15 protein-coding genes are annotated in these 15,059 nt (G+C 75.3%); 6 read left to right on the top strand and 9 right to left on the bottom strand.

Annotated features, from left to right (window positions below; translation table 11 throughout):
• Positions 1 to 4: 4 nt before the first annotated feature.
• Together ACI79K_RS12255 and ACI79K_RS12250 are read right to left on the bottom strand one after the other, a co-directional pair.
• Positions 5 to 1,114 (bottom strand): glycosyltransferase family 4 protein, encoded by a 1,110-nt coding sequence (locus ACI79K_RS12255; RefSeq protein WP_456599821.1) that lies wholly within the window; start codon positions 1,112 to 1,114, stop codon positions 5 to 7.
• 10 nt (positions 1,115 to 1,124) lie between these two features.
• Entirely contained in the window at positions 1,125 to 2,018 is an 894-nt protein-coding gene (locus ACI79K_RS12250) for an ATP-grasp fold amidoligase family protein (protein WP_456599820.1), read from the bottom strand.
• Between the two features lie 193 nt (positions 2,019 to 2,211).
• On the opposite strand from ACI79K_RS12250, the gene ACI79K_RS12245 reads away from it, so the two are divergent.
• Positions 2,212 to 3,018, top strand: a complete 807-nt coding sequence (locus ACI79K_RS12245; protein WP_456599819.1) for an arsenate reductase/protein-tyrosine-phosphatase family protein — start codon at positions 2,212 to 2,214, stop codon at positions 3,016 to 3,018.
• Here the strand turns inward: ACI79K_RS12245 and ACI79K_RS12240 are convergent.
• Positions 3,015 to 3,185, bottom strand: a complete 171-nt coding sequence (locus ACI79K_RS12240) for a hypothetical protein (RefSeq protein WP_456588369.1) — start codon at positions 3,183 to 3,185, stop codon at positions 3,015 to 3,017. The genes ACI79K_RS12245 and ACI79K_RS12240 overlap by 4 nt on opposite strands.
• A 205-nt stretch (positions 3,186 to 3,390) precedes the next feature.
• Here ACI79K_RS12240 and ACI79K_RS12235 point away from each other — a divergent pair, with 205 nt between their 5' ends.
• A complete protein-coding gene (locus ACI79K_RS12235) occupies positions 3,391 to 4,653 on the top strand; it encodes a hypothetical protein (protein ID WP_456599818.1) in 1,263 nt (420 codons plus the stop codon).
• Positions 4,654 to 4,710: 57 nt separating this feature from the next.
• Here ACI79K_RS12235 and ACI79K_RS12230 read toward each other — a convergent pair whose 3' ends face one another.
• Both ACI79K_RS12230 and ACI79K_RS12225 read right to left on the bottom strand, forming a co-directional pair.
• Positions 4,711 to 6,216 carry a sugar transferase gene (locus ACI79K_RS12230; protein ID WP_456599817.1) on the bottom strand — a complete coding sequence of 502 codons (1,506 nt, stop codon included), beginning with the start codon at positions 6,214 to 6,216 and terminating at the stop codon, positions 4,711 to 4,713.
• 149 nt (positions 6,217 to 6,365) lie between these two features.
• Positions 6,366 to 7,658: a hypothetical protein gene (locus tag ACI79K_RS12225; RefSeq protein ID WP_456599816.1), complete on the bottom strand. Its 1,293-nt coding sequence runs from the start codon at positions 7,656 to 7,658 to the stop codon at positions 6,366 to 6,368.
• 325 nt (positions 7,659 to 7,983) lie between these two features.
• Between ACI79K_RS12225 and rfbB the strand changes: the two genes are divergently transcribed.
• The 3 genes from rfbB to ACI79K_RS12210 all read left to right on the top strand — a co-directional run bounded on the left by rfbB (position 7,984) and on the right by ACI79K_RS12210 (position 10,751).
• Positions 7,984 to 8,979, top strand: a complete 996-nt coding sequence (gene rfbB, locus ACI79K_RS12220; protein WP_456599815.1) for a dTDP-glucose 4,6-dehydratase — start codon at positions 7,984 to 7,986, stop codon at positions 8,977 to 8,979.
• Positions 8,976 to 9,818 carry an SDR family oxidoreductase gene (locus ACI79K_RS12215; protein WP_456599814.1) on the top strand — a complete coding sequence of 281 codons (843 nt, stop codon included), beginning with the start codon at positions 8,976 to 8,978 and terminating at the stop codon, positions 9,816 to 9,818. Before rfbB ends, ACI79K_RS12215 begins: the two co-directional genes overlap by 4 nt.
• Positions 9,819 to 9,893: 75 nt before the next feature.
• The gene (locus tag ACI79K_RS12210; protein ID WP_456599813.1) at positions 9,894 to 10,751 is read left to right on the top strand and encodes a hypothetical protein; all 858 of its coding nucleotides are present in this window, start codon (positions 9,894 to 9,896) and stop codon (positions 10,749 to 10,751) included.
• A 16-nt stretch (positions 10,752 to 10,767) separates the two neighbouring features.
• Here the strand turns inward: ACI79K_RS12210 and ACI79K_RS12205 are convergent, their stop codons facing one another.
• Positions 10,768 to 10,941, bottom strand: coding sequence for a hypothetical protein (locus ACI79K_RS12205; protein WP_456588376.1), 174 nt, complete (start codon positions 10,939 to 10,941; stop codon positions 10,768 to 10,770).
• Between the two features lie 191 nt (positions 10,942 to 11,132).
• The gene (locus ACI79K_RS12200; protein ID WP_456599812.1) at positions 11,133 to 11,330 is read right to left on the bottom strand and encodes a hypothetical protein; all 198 of its coding nucleotides are present in this window, start codon (positions 11,328 to 11,330) and stop codon (positions 11,133 to 11,135) included.
• Between the two features lie 243 nt (positions 11,331 to 11,573).
• Between ACI79K_RS12200 and galE the strand changes: the two genes are divergently transcribed.
• Positions 11,574 to 12,566: a UDP-glucose 4-epimerase GalE gene (gene galE, locus ACI79K_RS12195; RefSeq protein WP_456599811.1), complete on the top strand. Its 993-nt coding sequence runs from the start codon at positions 11,574 to 11,576 to the stop codon at positions 12,564 to 12,566.
• 3 nt (positions 12,567 to 12,569) lie between these two features.
• Here the strand turns inward: galE and ACI79K_RS12190 are convergent, their stop codons facing one another.
• A complete protein-coding gene (locus ACI79K_RS12190) occupies positions 12,570 to 13,820 on the bottom strand; it encodes a glycosyltransferase (RefSeq protein ID WP_456588379.1) in 1,251 nt (416 codons plus the stop codon).
• Positions 13,817 to 14,920 carry an isocitrate/isopropylmalate dehydrogenase family protein gene (locus tag ACI79K_RS12185; RefSeq protein WP_456588380.1) on the bottom strand — a complete coding sequence of 368 codons (1,104 nt, stop codon included), beginning with the start codon at positions 14,918 to 14,920 and terminating at the stop codon, positions 13,817 to 13,819. The genes ACI79K_RS12190 and ACI79K_RS12185 overlap by 4 nt, the downstream gene beginning before the upstream one ends.
• Positions 14,921 to 15,059: the final 139 nt, after the last annotated feature.

Genomic DNA, 15,059 nt, shown 5'->3' with positions numbered 1-15,059 from the left:
CGGCTCAGCCGGCGGCCGCCTCCTGCCACAGGGCGCGGATGTCGGCGTACATGGTGCGGGCGTCGAACCCCGCCTGCCACGTCGCGTAGGCCGCCTGCGCCATCGCGTCGCGCAGCTGCTCGCCGCCCAGGAGGAGCCGCAGGTGCTCGGCCAGGGCGTCGACGTCGCCCGGGGGGACCAGGAACCCGTTCCGCCCGGAGGTGACCAGCTCCTCCATGGCGCCGACCGGGGTCGTGACGGCCGGGATACCCAGGCTCATGGCCTCGATGACCACCATCGGCAGGCCCTCGGCGTGGCTGGGCGCGGCCAGCAGGTAGGCCTCCCGCAGCAGCTCCTGCGCCTGCGCGCGGGGGAGCGACCCCGCGTAGGTGATGCGGCCGGGGCGGGCCCGGACCGCCTCCTCCACGAGTGCGACGACGTGGGGTTCGACCGGGGGGCCGGCGAGGACCAGCTCCGCGTCGTGGAGGTCGTCGAGCCGCTCGAACGCACGCAGCAGCTCGGGCACGCCCTTGGACTCGTCGATCCGGCCGAGCAGGAGCACCCGCTTGGTGCGACCGGCCGGCCACGGCACGACCGGCGGTGCGCCGTCCGCCACGCCGTTGTGCACGACGTGCACCCGCGCGGCGGGAACGCCCAGCTCCTCGGAGACCAGCCGGGCCCACGGCTTGCCCAGGACCACCACGAACGCCGCGCGCTGGAAGAACTGCCCGACCCGGCGCTTCGCGGCCGGCGAGAGCGTCGCGAGGAAGTCCCGGTACCCGGCGCCGTGCAGGTGGATGCCGTAGGGCAGGCCGCGCAGCGCGCACGCCCGCGCGATCGCCAGCTTGCGCCAGGTGCTGCCGCGGCTGGCCACGTGCAGGTGGACGACGTCGGCGCGCGCCGTGCCGGCCGTCAGCAGGCTGCGGGCGAACGCCACGGCCCGCCGCGGAGCGGGGCCGATCCCGCCGGAGTCCACGACCCGCAGCTGAACGGGGGTGGCACTGAGCCGGTTCTGGGTCTCCAGCTCGGCGACGACCGAGGCCATGCCGCCGGGCTGCCCGCCGGTCGGGCCGACGCTCAGGACCCGGAGCGCGCCGTCGTCGTGGTGGCCGGGGCCCGTCGTTCCGTTCCGCATCGTGCCCGGCTCACCGGCCCGAGACGTCGTCGAGGGCGGGCAGCGTCCACTGGTCCCCGAGCCAGGCGTCGAAGCTGGGCGGCTCGAACGGCAGCACACCCCCGCCCGGGTAGGGGGTGAACTCGCTGAACCAGATGGTGCCGTCGACGTTGTAGAGGTCGACCCGCATGAAGTCGAAGTCGCGGCCGAGCACCTCCGCCGCGTGGTTCAGCTCGTCCAGGTTCTCCGGCGGCGGGCCGGGCTCGCCGCTGCCCAGGGCGGTCGCCACGTGCAGTGGTTCCCAGTCGGCCGTGTAGAAGGTGCGCGAGTGCTGCTTGGTGAACCGGCCCGTATCGACCGACACCGCGGCGATCTTGCCGTCGAAGACCAGGTACTTGTAGTCGTCGGGCGGCGTCACGCCGTCGCCGATGGCCTCCTCGATGACGTACAGGGGGCGCGCCTCGCTGTACGCCCACTCGCCGAGCAGGACGCTCTGGTCGTCGCGCAGCCAGGTCCTCGTCTCCGCGATCGTCCGCGCGTCGACCGTTTCCTTCTCGCTGCCGAAGCGCACCAGGCCGCTGCGGTGGTTGGGCTTGAGCACCCAGGGTCGGTCGAACATCCGGCCGGCCACCTCGGTGAGATTCGTGCCCGACCAGAAGGTCTCGGGCACCGAGATGCCGGCCTCCTCCTGCACCTGGGCCGCGTGCTCCTTCATCGCCAGCTTGTCGCAGGTCCAGGCCAGCAGCGGGCGTCGGTCGTGGAGGATGCGCCAGTTGATCTTCTCGCCGAACGTCTGCGGATCGCGGAGCCGGGGCAGCCGCCCGTGCCCGGCCAGGTACAGGTATCGCCGCCGGAGAGGGAGGGGCAGGAGGCCGGCGACCCTGCGGTGAGCCGGCTGGAAAACGTGTCGGAGGCTCTCGTTCAAGCCGCTCCGGGGCATCCTGACCCCTTCTGGTGTGAGACGTGGGCACGCCGGCTGGTGTCGGTTCCCGGCGCGCCGTCCGACGTCCGGTGTCGCGGGCGAGCCTAGTACCCGGGGTTCCGGACGGACCTCCCGCGCAGCGCAACCACCCCATCGGAGGTGTCGGGGGACGGCCCGCACCGCCCACACTGGTGCCGTGCCCGACCAGCATCCGCCCGCGAACCCCGTCACCGTCCTGCTGGTGTGCACCGGGAACATCTGCCGGTCGGCCCTGGGGCAGGGGCTGGGGCGGGCCTACCTGCGCGAACTCCTCGGGCCGGAGGTGTCCGACCTCCGGCTGGTCAGCGCGGGTACGCGCGCGGTCGCCGGATCGCGGATGCACCCGCACAGCGCGCTGGTCCTGTCCGGGCTGGGTGGGGACCCCGAGGGGTTCGTGGCCCGTCAGCTGGAGCCCGGGATGGTCGCCGAGGCCGACCTGGTCCTCACCCTCACCCGCGACCACCGCCGCGACGTGCTGGGGCTCGTGCCCCGGGCCCTGGTGCGCACCTTCACCCTGCGGGAGGCCGCGGCGCTGCTCGACGCCCTCGACGACCGGCGGCCCGCGGGAGGCGGCTTCGCCGACCGGGTCCGCGCGCTGGTCGCCGCCCTGGCCGCGGCGCGCCCCGGGCGCAGCGGCGGGGAGGAAGACGACATCGCCGACCCGATCGGCCGCCCCCTGCAGGGTCACGAGGAGATGGGGCAGGCGGTGGCCGAGGCGCTGCTGCCGGTGCTGGCCGCGCTGGCCTCCCTGCACCCGTCCCTGCACGACGCGGCCGTGCCCGATCCCCGGGGGGGCGCCGCGCACGTCGACCGCGGCGGTGCCCATGCGGTCGACGGCCGGCCGTCCGGCGACGAGGGCCCGACCGCGGGCGGCTCCGCACCGGCGGCGGATCGGCCCGGGCGTCCCGTGCGGCGTTCGTTCGGCGTCCTGGGCTTCCGCCGGCGCGCCGGCTCCGGTTCCTAGCGCGGGGTGATCGGGGAGGTCGTCCACTCCGCGGGCACGAAGTCCGGCACCGGCGGGGTGCCCGGAGTCTGCCGGCGGTCGGCCACGCGGACCGCCCGGCCGATGACGAGCGCCAGGAGGCCGGCCAGCGTCATCCAGGCGGTCGCGAGGACCAGCAGCCATGTCATGGGACCTTCCTAGGCGGACCGCTGCGAGCGGGCCGGGTCCGACGCGGGCAGAACCTGCCGAAGATTCTTCTCGCCGCATGTGCGGGTGTCCGCGCAGGTCGGGCCGCGAGTCGCTTAGCAGAACCGGGGGCGGCTCGGCGCGAAGCCCGAGAAATTCACTCGAACGGGCTTGGCGTTACGTAATCGTGACGCTACCTTCTGTCGCGTGTCACGAACCGCTTACCGACAGTGGCGAAACCACCGGCCCCGCCGCAGGCGTCTCTCCCGACGTCGGCTGGCGCAGCTCTCCCTCGCCCTGGTCGGCATCCTCCCGCTCAGCTACCCACTCGTGCAGAACCAGGGGGCCGACGTCGTCGCGAGCCAGTCCCCGCAGCCCGCGGAGACCCGGGACTCCCGCCCCGCCGCACAGCCCCCCGTCGGTGCCCCGCCGGCCGTCGACACCCCCGCCCCCGCCGGCACCCAGGCGCAGGCTCCGGTCCCGAACGAGCAGCCGGCCCCGGTCGCCGATTCCCGGACCGGCACGCGGCCCACCGGCCCGACGACCACGGCTCCCACCGCGCCTGCCCCGGCTCCCGCGCCCACGCAGCCCGCGACCACCCCCGCGAAGCCCGTCGCCGCTCCCGCGAGCGGCGCCCTCAGCTGGGCCCCGCCGGCCGGCTGGCAGAACTACCCGGTCACCAACGTCACCCCGAGCAACTCGGTCACGACCATCGGGGCCCGGGGCGGCGACGTCCTGGTCAAGCTGCCCGCCGACCGCCCGGCCGGGCCGATCACCATCGCCAACTGCCGCAACGCCGTCATCATGGGCGGGCAGATCACCGTCGCGCCCACCGCCCGCTTCGGCAACGACGACCAGCGCGCCATCTACGTGCACAAGTGCACCGGCACCGTGCACATCGAGGGCGTCCTCATCAACGGCAACGTCCCGGGCTCCCAGGCGGACGGCATCGCCGTGAACGCCCCCGAGGCCACCGTGCAGATCCAGAACGTCCGCATGGAGGCCCTGCGCGGCACCTACTCGGTGAACCACGCCGACGTCTTCCAGCCGTGGGGCGGGGTGCGCGAGTACCGGATCGACCGGCTCAGCGGCACGACCAACTACCAGGGCATCCAGGTCCGCCAGGACCTCGGCGCCATCGGCAAGGGCACCATCCGGAACACCAACGTCGGCAGCTCCGAGGTGAACCCGATCGAGCGGGGCGGGCAGTTCATCCGCATCGACTGCAACACCTACCCGCTGGCCCTCGAGAACGTCTACCTCGACCCGCGCTCCGGCCGGGACATGGGCTACAGCGTGTGGCCGCAGACCGATGACCGCAGCTGCCCCGCGAAGATCAGCAACGGCGTCGTCTCGTGGCCGTCGATCGGGAACCTGACCGGCACCCTCACGCAGGGCAAGCCCGCGTCGGGTGACTTCGTCCCGGCCGGCTCCGTCGGCATCGGGTACGTCAGCCCCGGTTATCGCTGACCCGACGGTGGGGGGCGGGTGCCGCGCGAGACGCGCGGCGCCCGCCCCTTCGGCGTCTCAGTACGCACCGCGACCGGTGAGGACCGCCCCCACCGTCCTCCACAGGATCATCAGGTCCAGCATCAGGGACCAGTTCTCCACGTAGTGGATGTCCAGCCGCACCGAGTCGGTCCAGGACAGGTCGGACCTGCCGCTCACCTGCCACAGCCCGGTCAGGCCGGGCTTGACCACCAGCCGGCGGTGCATCTCCACCCCGTACCGCTCGACCTCCGAGGGCAGCGGCGGGCGGGGGCCGACCATCGACATCTCCCCGCGGAGGATGTTGATCAGCTGAGGCAGCTCGTCGACCGAGTACCGCCGCAGGACCCGGCCCACCCGCGTCACCCGCGGGTCGCGCCGCATCTTGAACAGCACGCCGTTGCCGTCGTTCACCGGGGCCAGGCGGGTGACCAGGCGGTCGGCCCCGACGTGCATGCTCCGGAACTTCAGCATCGGGAACCGGTGCCCGTCGCGGCCCACCCGCACCTGGCGGTAGAACACCGGCCCCGGGCTGTCGAGCTTGACGGCCAGGCCGGCGACGACGAGGACCGGGGCCAGCAGCAGCAGGAGCAGGACGGCGCAGAACCGGTCGAAGGACTCCTTCACCAGCCGGTGGAGGCCGCGCAGCTCGGGCCGCTCCATCTGCAGCAGCGAGAGCCCGCACACCGGGCGCACCCGGATGCGCGGACCGGCGACCTCGGAGACCGACGGCGCGAGCAGCAGGTCGGCCTGCGTCTTCTCCAGCTCCCAGCCCAGCCGGCGCAGCGCCGCACCGTCCAGCTCCGGGCACGGCAGGACGGCCACGGTGTCCACCTCGTACCGCTCGACGACGTCGACCACCTCGTCGAGGCCGCCGAGCACCGGCAGACCGACGGAGCCGCCGCGGGTGCCGGAGCGCGGGGGCAGGCAGCAGCCGATGACGGAGTAGCCCTGGTCGACCTCCCGGTGCAGCTGCTCCCGGAGCGCGGCCACGCCGTTGCGGTGGCCGACGAGCAGCGTCGTCTGCTGGAAGCGGCCGCGGGCCCGCTGCCGGCGCAGCCACGACCGGTGCGCCTGGCGGTGGGCGAGGGTGAGCGCGGTGGCCAGCGGCAGGGCGACGACGACGAAACCGCGGGCGACCTCCAGCTTCAGGCCCCACGAGACCGTGCCCACCAGGGCCAGCAGCAGCGCGGCGGCGAAGAAGACGCGGCGGAACTCCTCCGGCCCCTCCCACAGGTAGCGGCTCTCGTAGCTGCGGGCGACCACCATGGCGAACAGCCAGACGCCGGGCAGGGCGACGGCGATGGCCAGGGACGCGTTGGTGGCACCGATGTCCGGCGGGTGGAAGCGGGCGAGCAGACCGCTGCCGGCGGCGACGGACGCGCAGACGGCGTCCCACACGACCAGGCGGCGGACGTAGGGACCGCGCCAGGCGCGGCGGGCGGCGGTGCCCGCCCCGCGCAGCCGGTCGGCCCGCGTGAGCCGTAGAGGCGGCGCGGCACGGTGGTGGGTGAGGTGTTCGGACGGAATGGCTTCACTGCTCATCGGGCGAGTTCCCTGCGGTGCGAACGGCGATCCGGCACCCGGTGGGGAGAGAGGCACACCGGGGGCGGGACGCGCGTGCGGAGTCGTGGACTGTTCGACGAGCCGATCGACGGACCGGCGGGGCGGGCGAAGAGGGGAGCGTGCGCCCGTCAGTCGGGGCTGGCGCCCGGCTCCTCGACGCGGCCGAGGAGGGCGGCGTCGTTCCCGCGAGCGGTCCGGATCGAGCCGGCGAGAGATGCGGGGAAGCCCGCGTCGAGCACCGCGAGCACGCAGTCCGCGTGGTCGGTGTGGCCGGCGCCGAACCCACCGCTGCCGGACGCGGTGGCCGACGCAGGGCCGCCCGGGCCGCTCGCGGGCACCGGTGCGACCGGCGCCGCCGGAGGGCCGTGCTGGCCCGGCGGGCGCACCGGTGCCGGTGGCGGGGCCGGGGGCGGCGGGCCGGGGGGCTGCGGGGTCGCGGTGAGGGTCGGTGTGACCGGCTGGGTGGTGCCGGCCCCGCGCGCGGACGGGGACGCGGAGGCCGCCGCCCCCGTCGTGGTCGTCTCCGCGGCGGCGGGGAGGCACGGGGGCGCGGTGGCGTCCGGCGTCGGCGCGCCCTGCGGCAGCACCGGCCGCGGCTCCGCCGGCGAGGCGGCCGGGAGCGGGGTGTCGGCGGGCTCGGTGCGGGCGCGCTCCGTGCCGGGTCCGGCCTCGGTGGGCTCGGTGTCGCTGGGCTCGCTCTCGGTGCGTTCGCCCTCGGTGGGTCCGCCGGGCTCCCCGTCGGTCGGCGCGCCGTCGATGGGTTCGCTGTCCGGCGGCGCCTGGTCGGCGGGCGCGGGGTCGATGGGTTCGCTGTCCGGCGGCGCCTGGTCGGTGGGCGCGGGGTCGATGGGTTCGCTGTCCGGCGGCGCCTGGTCGGCGGGCGCGGGGTCGATGGGTTCGCTGTCCGGCGGCGCCTGGTCGGTGGGCGCGGGGTCGATGGGTTCGCTGTCCGGCGGCGCCTGGTCGATGGGCGCGGGGTCGGCGGGCGCGGGGTCGGCCGCAGGCGGGGTGACGTCCGGGTCCGCCGGTGGCGGCGTCGGCACCACGGGCGGGACGCCGGTGCCGTCGCCGTCGGTCGGGGTGGTCGGCGTCGGCCCGGGCACGGCTGGGGTCTCGGGAGTCGCCGGGGGCCCGGTCGGCGGGGGGTCCGCCGGGACGTCGGGCGGGGGGTCCGCGGGGACGTCGGGCTGCGGTCCCCCGGGGCCGGGCGGCGCGACCACAGAGGTGTCGCCCTCCGTGTGGCCGGCGGAGTCGGCCTGCGCCGCGTCGGCGGAGACGGCGAACAGCAGCCAGGCGCCCAGGAACAGCAGGGCGGCCATCAGCAGGCGGCGCGGCCACGCCCCGCGCCCGAGGAGGGCGGCGTGCGGTGCGCCGAGGGCGTGCGGCGCCGACAGCGCTCCCGCCGCCCGGCCGATGGACACGCGCCTCCCCCTGTTCCTCGTCTCGTAGGACACCTTCGGCCCAACACCGGGTGAGGGGAACCGGGATCGGGTGGCGCGCCGGTTAACAGCCATCGCGTGCGGCCCGGCCTCACTGTCGGTCACGTGACCGATCGGTATCGCGGTCACGGGCCGAGGTCCGGTGCGAGCGGGCGCCCCCCTCGATCGGGGTTGCCGAGGCCGGGAAGCGGCGATGCGCACCCCCCGGGCCGACTACCGTGATGGCCTGGACGACGGCCCGCGCGGCGCGGGCACCGGGCGGGGTCCTCGTCCGGCTCGCGGATCCACGGCGGAGGTTCAGCAGGCGATGCGCATGCTCGTCACCGGGGGTGCCGGCTTCATCGGCGCGAACTTCGTGCACCAGACGCTGCGCGAGCACCCCGAGTACGAGGTCACCGTGCTCGACGCGCTGACCTACGCGGGGAACGAGGCCTCCCTGGCGCCCGTCCGCGACGACATCGAGTTCGTCCACGGCTCGGTCGCCGACGCGGACCTGGTCGACCGGCTGGTGGCCCGCTGCGACGTCGTCGTCCACTTCGCGGCCGAGAGCCACAACGACAACTCGCTGCGCGACCCCTCGCCGTTCCTGCAGACCAACGTCGTCGGCACGTTCACGCTGCTCGAGGCGGTGCGCCGGCACGGCGTCCGCTACCACCACATCTCCACCGACGAGGTCTACGGCGACCTGGAGCTGGACGACCCGGCGAAATTCACGCCGGAGACGCCGTACAACCCGTCCAGCCCCTACTCGTCGACCAAGGCGGGCTCGGACCTGCTGGTGCGGGCCTGGGTGCGCTCCTTCGGCATCCACGCCACCATCTCCAACTGCTCCAACAACTACGGGCCCTACCAGCACGTCGAGAAGTTCATCCCGCGGCAGATCACCAACGTGCTCGCAGGCCTGCGCCCCAAGCTCTACGGCGCGGGCGAGAACGTGCGCGACTGGATCCACGTCGACGACCACAACTCCGCCGTCCACGCGGTGCTCGACCGGGGGCGCTCCGGCGAGACGTACCTGATCGGCGCCGACGGGGAGAAGAACAACCGCGAGGTGCTGGGCCTGATCCTGGAGCTGCTCGGCCGGCCGGCCGACGCCTTCGACTCGGTTCCCGACCGGGTCGGCCACGACCTGCGCTACGCCATCGACGCCACGAAGCTGCGCACCGAGCTCGGGTGGACGCCGCGCTACACCGACTTCCGCGATGGCCTGGCCGCCACCATCGACTGGTACCGGGAGAACACGGCCTGGTGGCGCCCGCTCAAGGACGGCGTCGAGGCGCAGTACGCGGCCCAGGGGCAGTGAACGCCGTCATCGTCGGCGCCGGGGGACAGCTCGGCCGCGCGCTGCGGGGTGCGTTCCCCGGCGCCGTGGCGCTGGACCGGGCCGCGCTCGACGTCACCGACGCCGCCGCCGTGCGGGCTTTCGACTGGACCGGCGTCGACGTCGTGCTCAACGCCGCCGCCTGGACCGCCGTCGACGCCGCGGAGGACCCGGCGAACCTGGCCGCGGTGCGCGCGGTCAACGTCGACGCCGTCGCGCACCTCGCGCGCGCCGCCGACCGGGCCGGCGCGGCGCTGGTGCACCTCTCCAGCGAGTACGTCTTCGACGGCACCCATGCCGGCCCGATCCCCGAGGACCTCCCGCCTTCGCCGTTGTCGGTCTACGGCCGTAGCAAGGCCGACGGTGACGCGTGTGCGACCGCGGTCGAGCGGCACTGGCTGGTGCGCACCACCTGGGTGGTGGGGGAGGGCGGCAACTTCGTGCACACCATGGCCGGCCTCGCCGACCGCGGGATCAGCCCCTCGGTCGTCGACGACCAGATCGGCCGGCCCACCACCGCCGCCGACCTCGCCGCCGGCATCCGCCACCTGGTCGGCACGGGGGCGTACGGCACCTACAACCTCACCGGCGACGGCGAGCCTGCGTCCTGGGCCGACGTCGCCGCGCTGGTCTTCACCGCCCGCGGCCGCTCTGCCGACGACGTGCAGCGCGTGAGCACCGCCGAGTACTTCGCCGGGCGCGCAGGCGTCGCGCCGAGACCGCTGAACTCCGTGCTGGACCTGGCGAAGATCCGCGCCGCCGGCTTCCGGCCGGTGCACTGGCGCGAGGGCCTGCGCGACCACCTCAGCCGCCTCAGCTGACCCCGGCGTCCCGGCACCCCCGACACGGGGGACAGGTCGGTCAAGTTCCGCCCCCGGCCTGCCGATGATCGCGGTGTGTGGTGGACGTGGATCATCGGCGGACTGGTCGTCTGGATGGCGATCGCCGTCGTGCTCGGCGTCGTGATCGGCCGGGCGATCCGGCACGCGGACGAGCGCGCGGCCGCCTCCTGGGTCGAGCCGGTTCGCGCGCCGCAGCCCGCCGCCGCGCGCACCCGCCGCCGCGCCGTCCCGCTGCCCCCGGTGGGCGTCGGGCTGGCCGCCGCCGCCGTGGCGCTCATGGCCACCGGCTTCCTGCTGCGCCTGACCGGGGCCACCGGCACAGCTGCCCGCGCCCTCTCCATGGACGCGCCCTTCTCCCTGCCCCGTCTCTTCGTGGCCGGGCTGTTCGCCGTCGCCGCCCTCGCCGCCGTCGCCGGCGCCGCCCGCAACCCCGGCCGCCGCACCTGGTGGCTGGCCGTCGGGCTGGTCGCGGCCGGCATCGCCTCGGTCAAGGCCGGGGGCACCGTGCACGCCGACGCGATGACCGCCCTGGACGCCGCCGCCGGCCGGCCCGCCGCCATCACCCTCAGCGCCCTCGTCGCCCTGGCCGTCGTCGGGGCGCTGTTCTTCCTCAGCCGCACCGAGCGCCGTGACCGGCGCCGCGTCCTCGGCAGCCTGGCCGGCTACGGCGTCGCCGCGGTCGGGCTCTCCGCCCTCTCCGTCGTCGCCCCCGACTCGCTCCGGGTCACCGCCACCTTCGTCGAGGAGTCCGGCGAGGCGCTGGCCGGGGTGGCGTTCCTGGTCGCCGTCCTCATCGGTGTCGCGCCGCGGCTGGTGCTCCCGGCCGACTGGGCGCTGCGCCGGACGGACGACGCCCACTCCCTCGAGCTGGCCCAGCCCGGCGTCCGGCCCGCCGGGGATCCGGCTCGCTGACGACCGGGCCCGCCGCTCAGAACCCGGCGCGCACCTCCCCGCAGCGGCACGCGTAGAGCGTCGCGCTGCTGAACGGGTCCTGGCCGACCCGGCGGAACCAGTGCACGTGCGCCGCCGCCACCCGCCGACCGGACGACGCGCCCCCGGTGCGGGGCCGGGAGCGGGCCGGCAAGCAGGGCTGATCGGCCATCTCGCGCTCCGCCCTCCCCGGGTCTGCCGCCTGCCCCGTCCCGATCACCGGGTCGCCGCAAGGCGCGGCCACCGCGATGTCTACCACCACGAGCCAGGGCGCGGGATACGTGCGCTCGCGGCGGCCGTCGTGGTCCTCGCCACAGCGGAGGACGCCCCGGGTGCTCCCGGCCACCGTACGGGCAGGGGCGGTCAGGCTGCGGCCGGTGACTCACCCTGCGCGGGGAACGAGCGCGGGTCCGACTGCTGGCGCAGGAACTTCTCGACCTCGTCGGTCCAGGCGGCGGGTGCGGCGGGCGTGTTCGCTGACCGGATGCCCCGCCCGACGACCACTGCGGCGCCCAGGGCGAGCAGCGTCCAAGAGAGACCGATCACCAACAGCCACGTCATGGCGCCATTCCTACGGGGCGGGCCGGAACCGACGGCGATCCGGCGCGGGCAGAACCTGCTGAAACGGAGTGCTGGGGACGGTGCCCGCGCACACTGGCCTCCAAACCGGGAGGCCGCGACTGTGGCCCCCGCGCCCGGCGTGGCATCGCGGGGGAGGCGCGCGACGTCACCCCTCCGGTGGAACGTGAGAGCACAGCCGCGCCTCCCGGCCCGGCGGCGGCCCCGGCTGGATAACCTCAACCCGTGACATGGCTGGTGACCGGGGGAGCCGGCTACATCGGGGCACACATCGTCCGCGCGATGCGGGGAGCCGGGCAGGACGTCGTCGTGCTCGACGACCTCTCCTCCGGCGACCGGAGCCGCATTCCCGGTATCCCCTTCGAGGGCGGCAGCGTCCTCGACGGAGACACCGTGAGCCGCGTGATCGCCGACCACGGGGTGACCGGCGTCGTCCACGTGGCCGCCAAGAAGCAGGTCGAGGAGTCCGTCCGCCGACCGCTGTACTACTACCGCGAGAACGTCGAGGGCCTGCGCACCCTGCTCGAGGCGGTGACCGCGGCCGGCGTCACCTCGTTCATCTTCTCCTCGAGCGCTGCCGTCTACGGGGCTCCGGATGTCGACGTCGTGCAGGAGTCGATCGGTTGTAGCCCCGTGAACCCCTACGGGACGACCAAGCTCGTGGGGGAGTGGATGGTCCAGGAGGTCGCCGCCGCCACCGGCCTGCGCTTCGTGAATCTCCGCTACTTCAACGTCGCGGGGAGCGCCGAGCCGGCGCTCACCGACCGGGGGGTCTCCAACCTCGTCCCGATGGTGTTCCAGCAGCTCGCCCAGCGGCGGCCGCCCCGCATCTTCGGTGACGACTACCCGACGCCCGACGGCACCTGCATCCGGGACTTCATCCACGTCGCGGACGTCGCCTCCGCGCACGTCGCCGCGGCGCGCGCGCTCGGCGACGGCGAAGTGACGGCCCTCACCGCCAACATCGGCCGCGGCGAGGGCGTCTCGGTGCGGGAGATGGTGGAGACCATCCGAGCGGTGTCGGGCACCGCGGACGGGGCCTGGGCGGAGCCGGTCGTCGAGCCCCGGCGGGCGGGTGACCCCGCGCGCGTGGTGGCCTCGGCCGACCTGATCCACGAGGCGCTGGGCTGGCGCGCGCAGTACGGGGTCACGGACATGGTGGCATCGGCGTGGGCCGGATGGACCGCCCGCGGCGAGACCCCCGCGTCGACCGGCTGACCCTCAGCCGCCCACCGGGCCGAGCGGCAGGCGGTCGAGCAGCTCGCTCCACCGCCGGGCCGCCGCCCGGCCGCTGAACGACTCCTCCACGACGGCGCGGGACCGTGCCCCGCGCTGCCGGCACTGCTCCGGGTCCTTCACCAGCTCGCGCACCAGCGCGGCCAGTTCCGCCGGGTCGTCCGCCTGGAGCCGGACGTCGGCGGGCAGCCCTAGCCCCTCGAAGGCGCCGGCGGTGCCCACGACCGGCAGCCCGTGGGCCATGCCGTCGAGCACCTTCAGCTTCACGCCGCCGCCGGCCACCAGGGGGGCGACCAGCGCCCGCCGACCGAGCGCGGCGTGCAGGTCGTCGACATAGCCGTGCAGGACGATCCCGGGCACGTCGAGCTGCGCGCGGACGGCGTCCGGGCAGTGGCCGACCACGTGCAGCACCTGCTGCGGGTCGCCCGGGTCGAGGTGGGGCAGCACCTCGTCCCGGTAGAAGCGCAGGGCCTGCACGTTGGGCAGGTAGTCCAGCCCACCCAGGAAGACCAGGCCGTCCCCGGGCTCGACGGGCTGGTCGGGAACCGGCACGGCGGGGGGCAGCCAGGCGACCTCCCGCCGGGTGCGCTCGGCGAGCAGCTCGGCCTCGGAGCGGGACACCAGGCTGACCGCGGCCACCGAGGCGGCGACCGTCCGCTCCCGCTGGGCGACCCGCCGTGATTCCCAGCCGAGCAACGCCACCGCGCTGCGCGCGGCCACGGGCCGCAGCGGGCCCGGCACCCGGGCCGCCGCGAACCCGAGGACCGCCGCCGGGTCGCTCCGGGCGGTCGTGCGCAGCCGGTCGTACCGGGTGCTGAGCAGGTCGTCGAGGTCGACCACGACCGGCGCCCGCACCCCGGCGACGGCGCCGAAAAGCCGCAACGAATCCGTCAGCAGCAGATCCGCGCCCAGCTCGCCGGCGAGGCGGGTCACCGCCCGGCGCACCGACCGGTCGGTGAACAGGCACTCGTTCAGGGACCGCCGACCCAGCGTCAGCGCGTGCGCCGCCGACGCCGCGACCACGGGGAGGCGTGGGGAGCGGATGTGCTCGGTGCGGAAACGCGTCGTCCAGGGGCCGGGCTCCGCGGGGCGCGGGGCGACGACGGCGACGGTCACCTCGTGCCCGAGGGCGGTCAGCGCCTCGGCGTGCGTGCGGAGCACGACGATCCGCCCGGTCACCCGGGTGCCGATGTCCCGGGTGGTCACCATGAGGATGCGCAGCGGCCGTCGCGTCATGCCGTCGCCCCGCCGTCCGCCGCGGTGAGCAGGTCCACGAGGGCGTCGGCCACCGCGGCGGTGCCGGAAGCGGCCGCCACCCGCTCCGGCGGCAGCAGGTCGTAGGTGCGGACCCGCCCCTCGGCGAGCAGGTCGGCCACCGCGGCGTCCAGATGGTCGGCCCGGTCGTCCTCTCCCAGGTGCCGCAGCAGGAGCGAGCCGGAACGGATCATGCCCAGGGGGTCGGCCCGGTCGGTGCCTGCATGCCGGGGCGCCGAGCCGTGCGCGGCCTCGAACACGGCCAGCCCCGGCCCGTAGTTGGCGCCCGGCGCGAGCCCGATGCCTCCCGCCATCGCGGCGACCAGGTCGGAGAGGATGTCGCCGTACTGGTTGGTGGTGACGACGACGTCGATGTCGCCGGGCCGCCGCACGAGGTGGGCGGCGAGGTTGTCGACCAGCACGTCGTCGAACTCCAGGCCGGGGTACCGGGCGGCGGTCTCGCGGCCGATCTCCAGGAAGAGGCCATCGGTCGCCCGCATCACCGTCGCCTTGTGGGCCACGGTGATCCGCCGGCGGCCGTGCCGGCTCGCCCAGTCGAAGGCGAATTCCACCGTCCGGCGGACGGCGGCCTCCGTCGCCGGCTTCAGCGCCACCGCCGAGCCGGGAGCGAGCCGTGCGCCGTGCCGGCGGGCCGCCTCGCCGACGGCCTCCGCTCCGGGTGTCCCCGCGGCGAACTCGATGCCGGCGTACAGGTCTTCCGTGGTCTCTCGAATGACGACGACGTCCAGTCCCCGGAACGGCGTCGGGACACCGGGCAGCACCCGGCTGGGCCGCACCTGCGCGAAGACGTCCAGCGCCCGGCGCAGCCCGGTGTTCGGCGACGGGAAGCCGTCGGTGCGGCTGGTGCTCACCGGCCCCTTCAGCGCCGCGCCGGTCCTCCTGACCGAGTCCAGCGCCGCCTCGGGCAGCGCGCTGCCGCATCCGGCGTCCAGGGCCGGTTGCCCGAGCAACTGGACGTCCCAGGAGATGGCGGCGCCGGTGGCGGCGAGCACGCGGCGCGTGGCGTCGACGATCTCCGGGCCGATGCCGTCGCCGGGGATCACGGTCACGTCGTGGGGCACGGGGGCAGGCTAGCCGGAACCCCATCAGGTGAACCGTGTGCTCAGCGACCGCTCCGGCTCGCAACGGCCCGCCGCGCCGGTAGCCTTCCCCCGGGCCCGGTCGGTGCAGGCCGGTGCGCCACCGGATGGACGTGGAGGA

It is taken from the genome of Blastococcus sp. SYSU DS0616 (genome assembly GCF_054051015.1).
The sequence above is the reverse complement of the archived record's forward strand: the minus strand, read 5'-3'. Positions and strand labels throughout refer to the sequence as shown.

Coding starts and splice junctions, on each gene's coding strand:
- ACI79K_RS12230 (WP_456599817.1), bottom strand. CDS start 6,216: ATGAGCAGTGAAGCCATTCCGTCCGAACACCTCACCCACCACCGTGCC.
- ACI79K_RS12190 (WP_456588379.1), bottom strand. CDS start 13,820: ATGACGCGACGGCCGCTGCGCATCCTCATGGTGACCACCCGGGACATC.
- ACI79K_RS12200 (WP_456599812.1), bottom strand. CDS start 11,330: ATGACGTGGCTGTTGGTGATCGGTCTCTCTTGGACGCTGCTCGCCCTG.
- rfbB (WP_456599815.1), top strand. CDS start 7,984: ATGCGCATGCTCGTCACCGGGGGTGCCGGCTTCATCGGCGCGAACTTC.
- ACI79K_RS12205 (WP_456588376.1), bottom strand. CDS start 10,941: ATGGCCGATCAGCCCTGCTTGCCGGCCCGCTCCCGGCCCCGCACCGGG.
- ACI79K_RS12240 (WP_456588369.1), bottom strand. CDS start 3,185: ATGACATGGCTGCTGGTCCTCGCGACCGCCTGGATGACGCTGGCCGGC.
- ACI79K_RS12255 (WP_456599821.1), bottom strand. CDS start 1,114: ATGCGGAACGGAACGACGGGCCCCGGCCACCACGACGACGGCGCGCTC.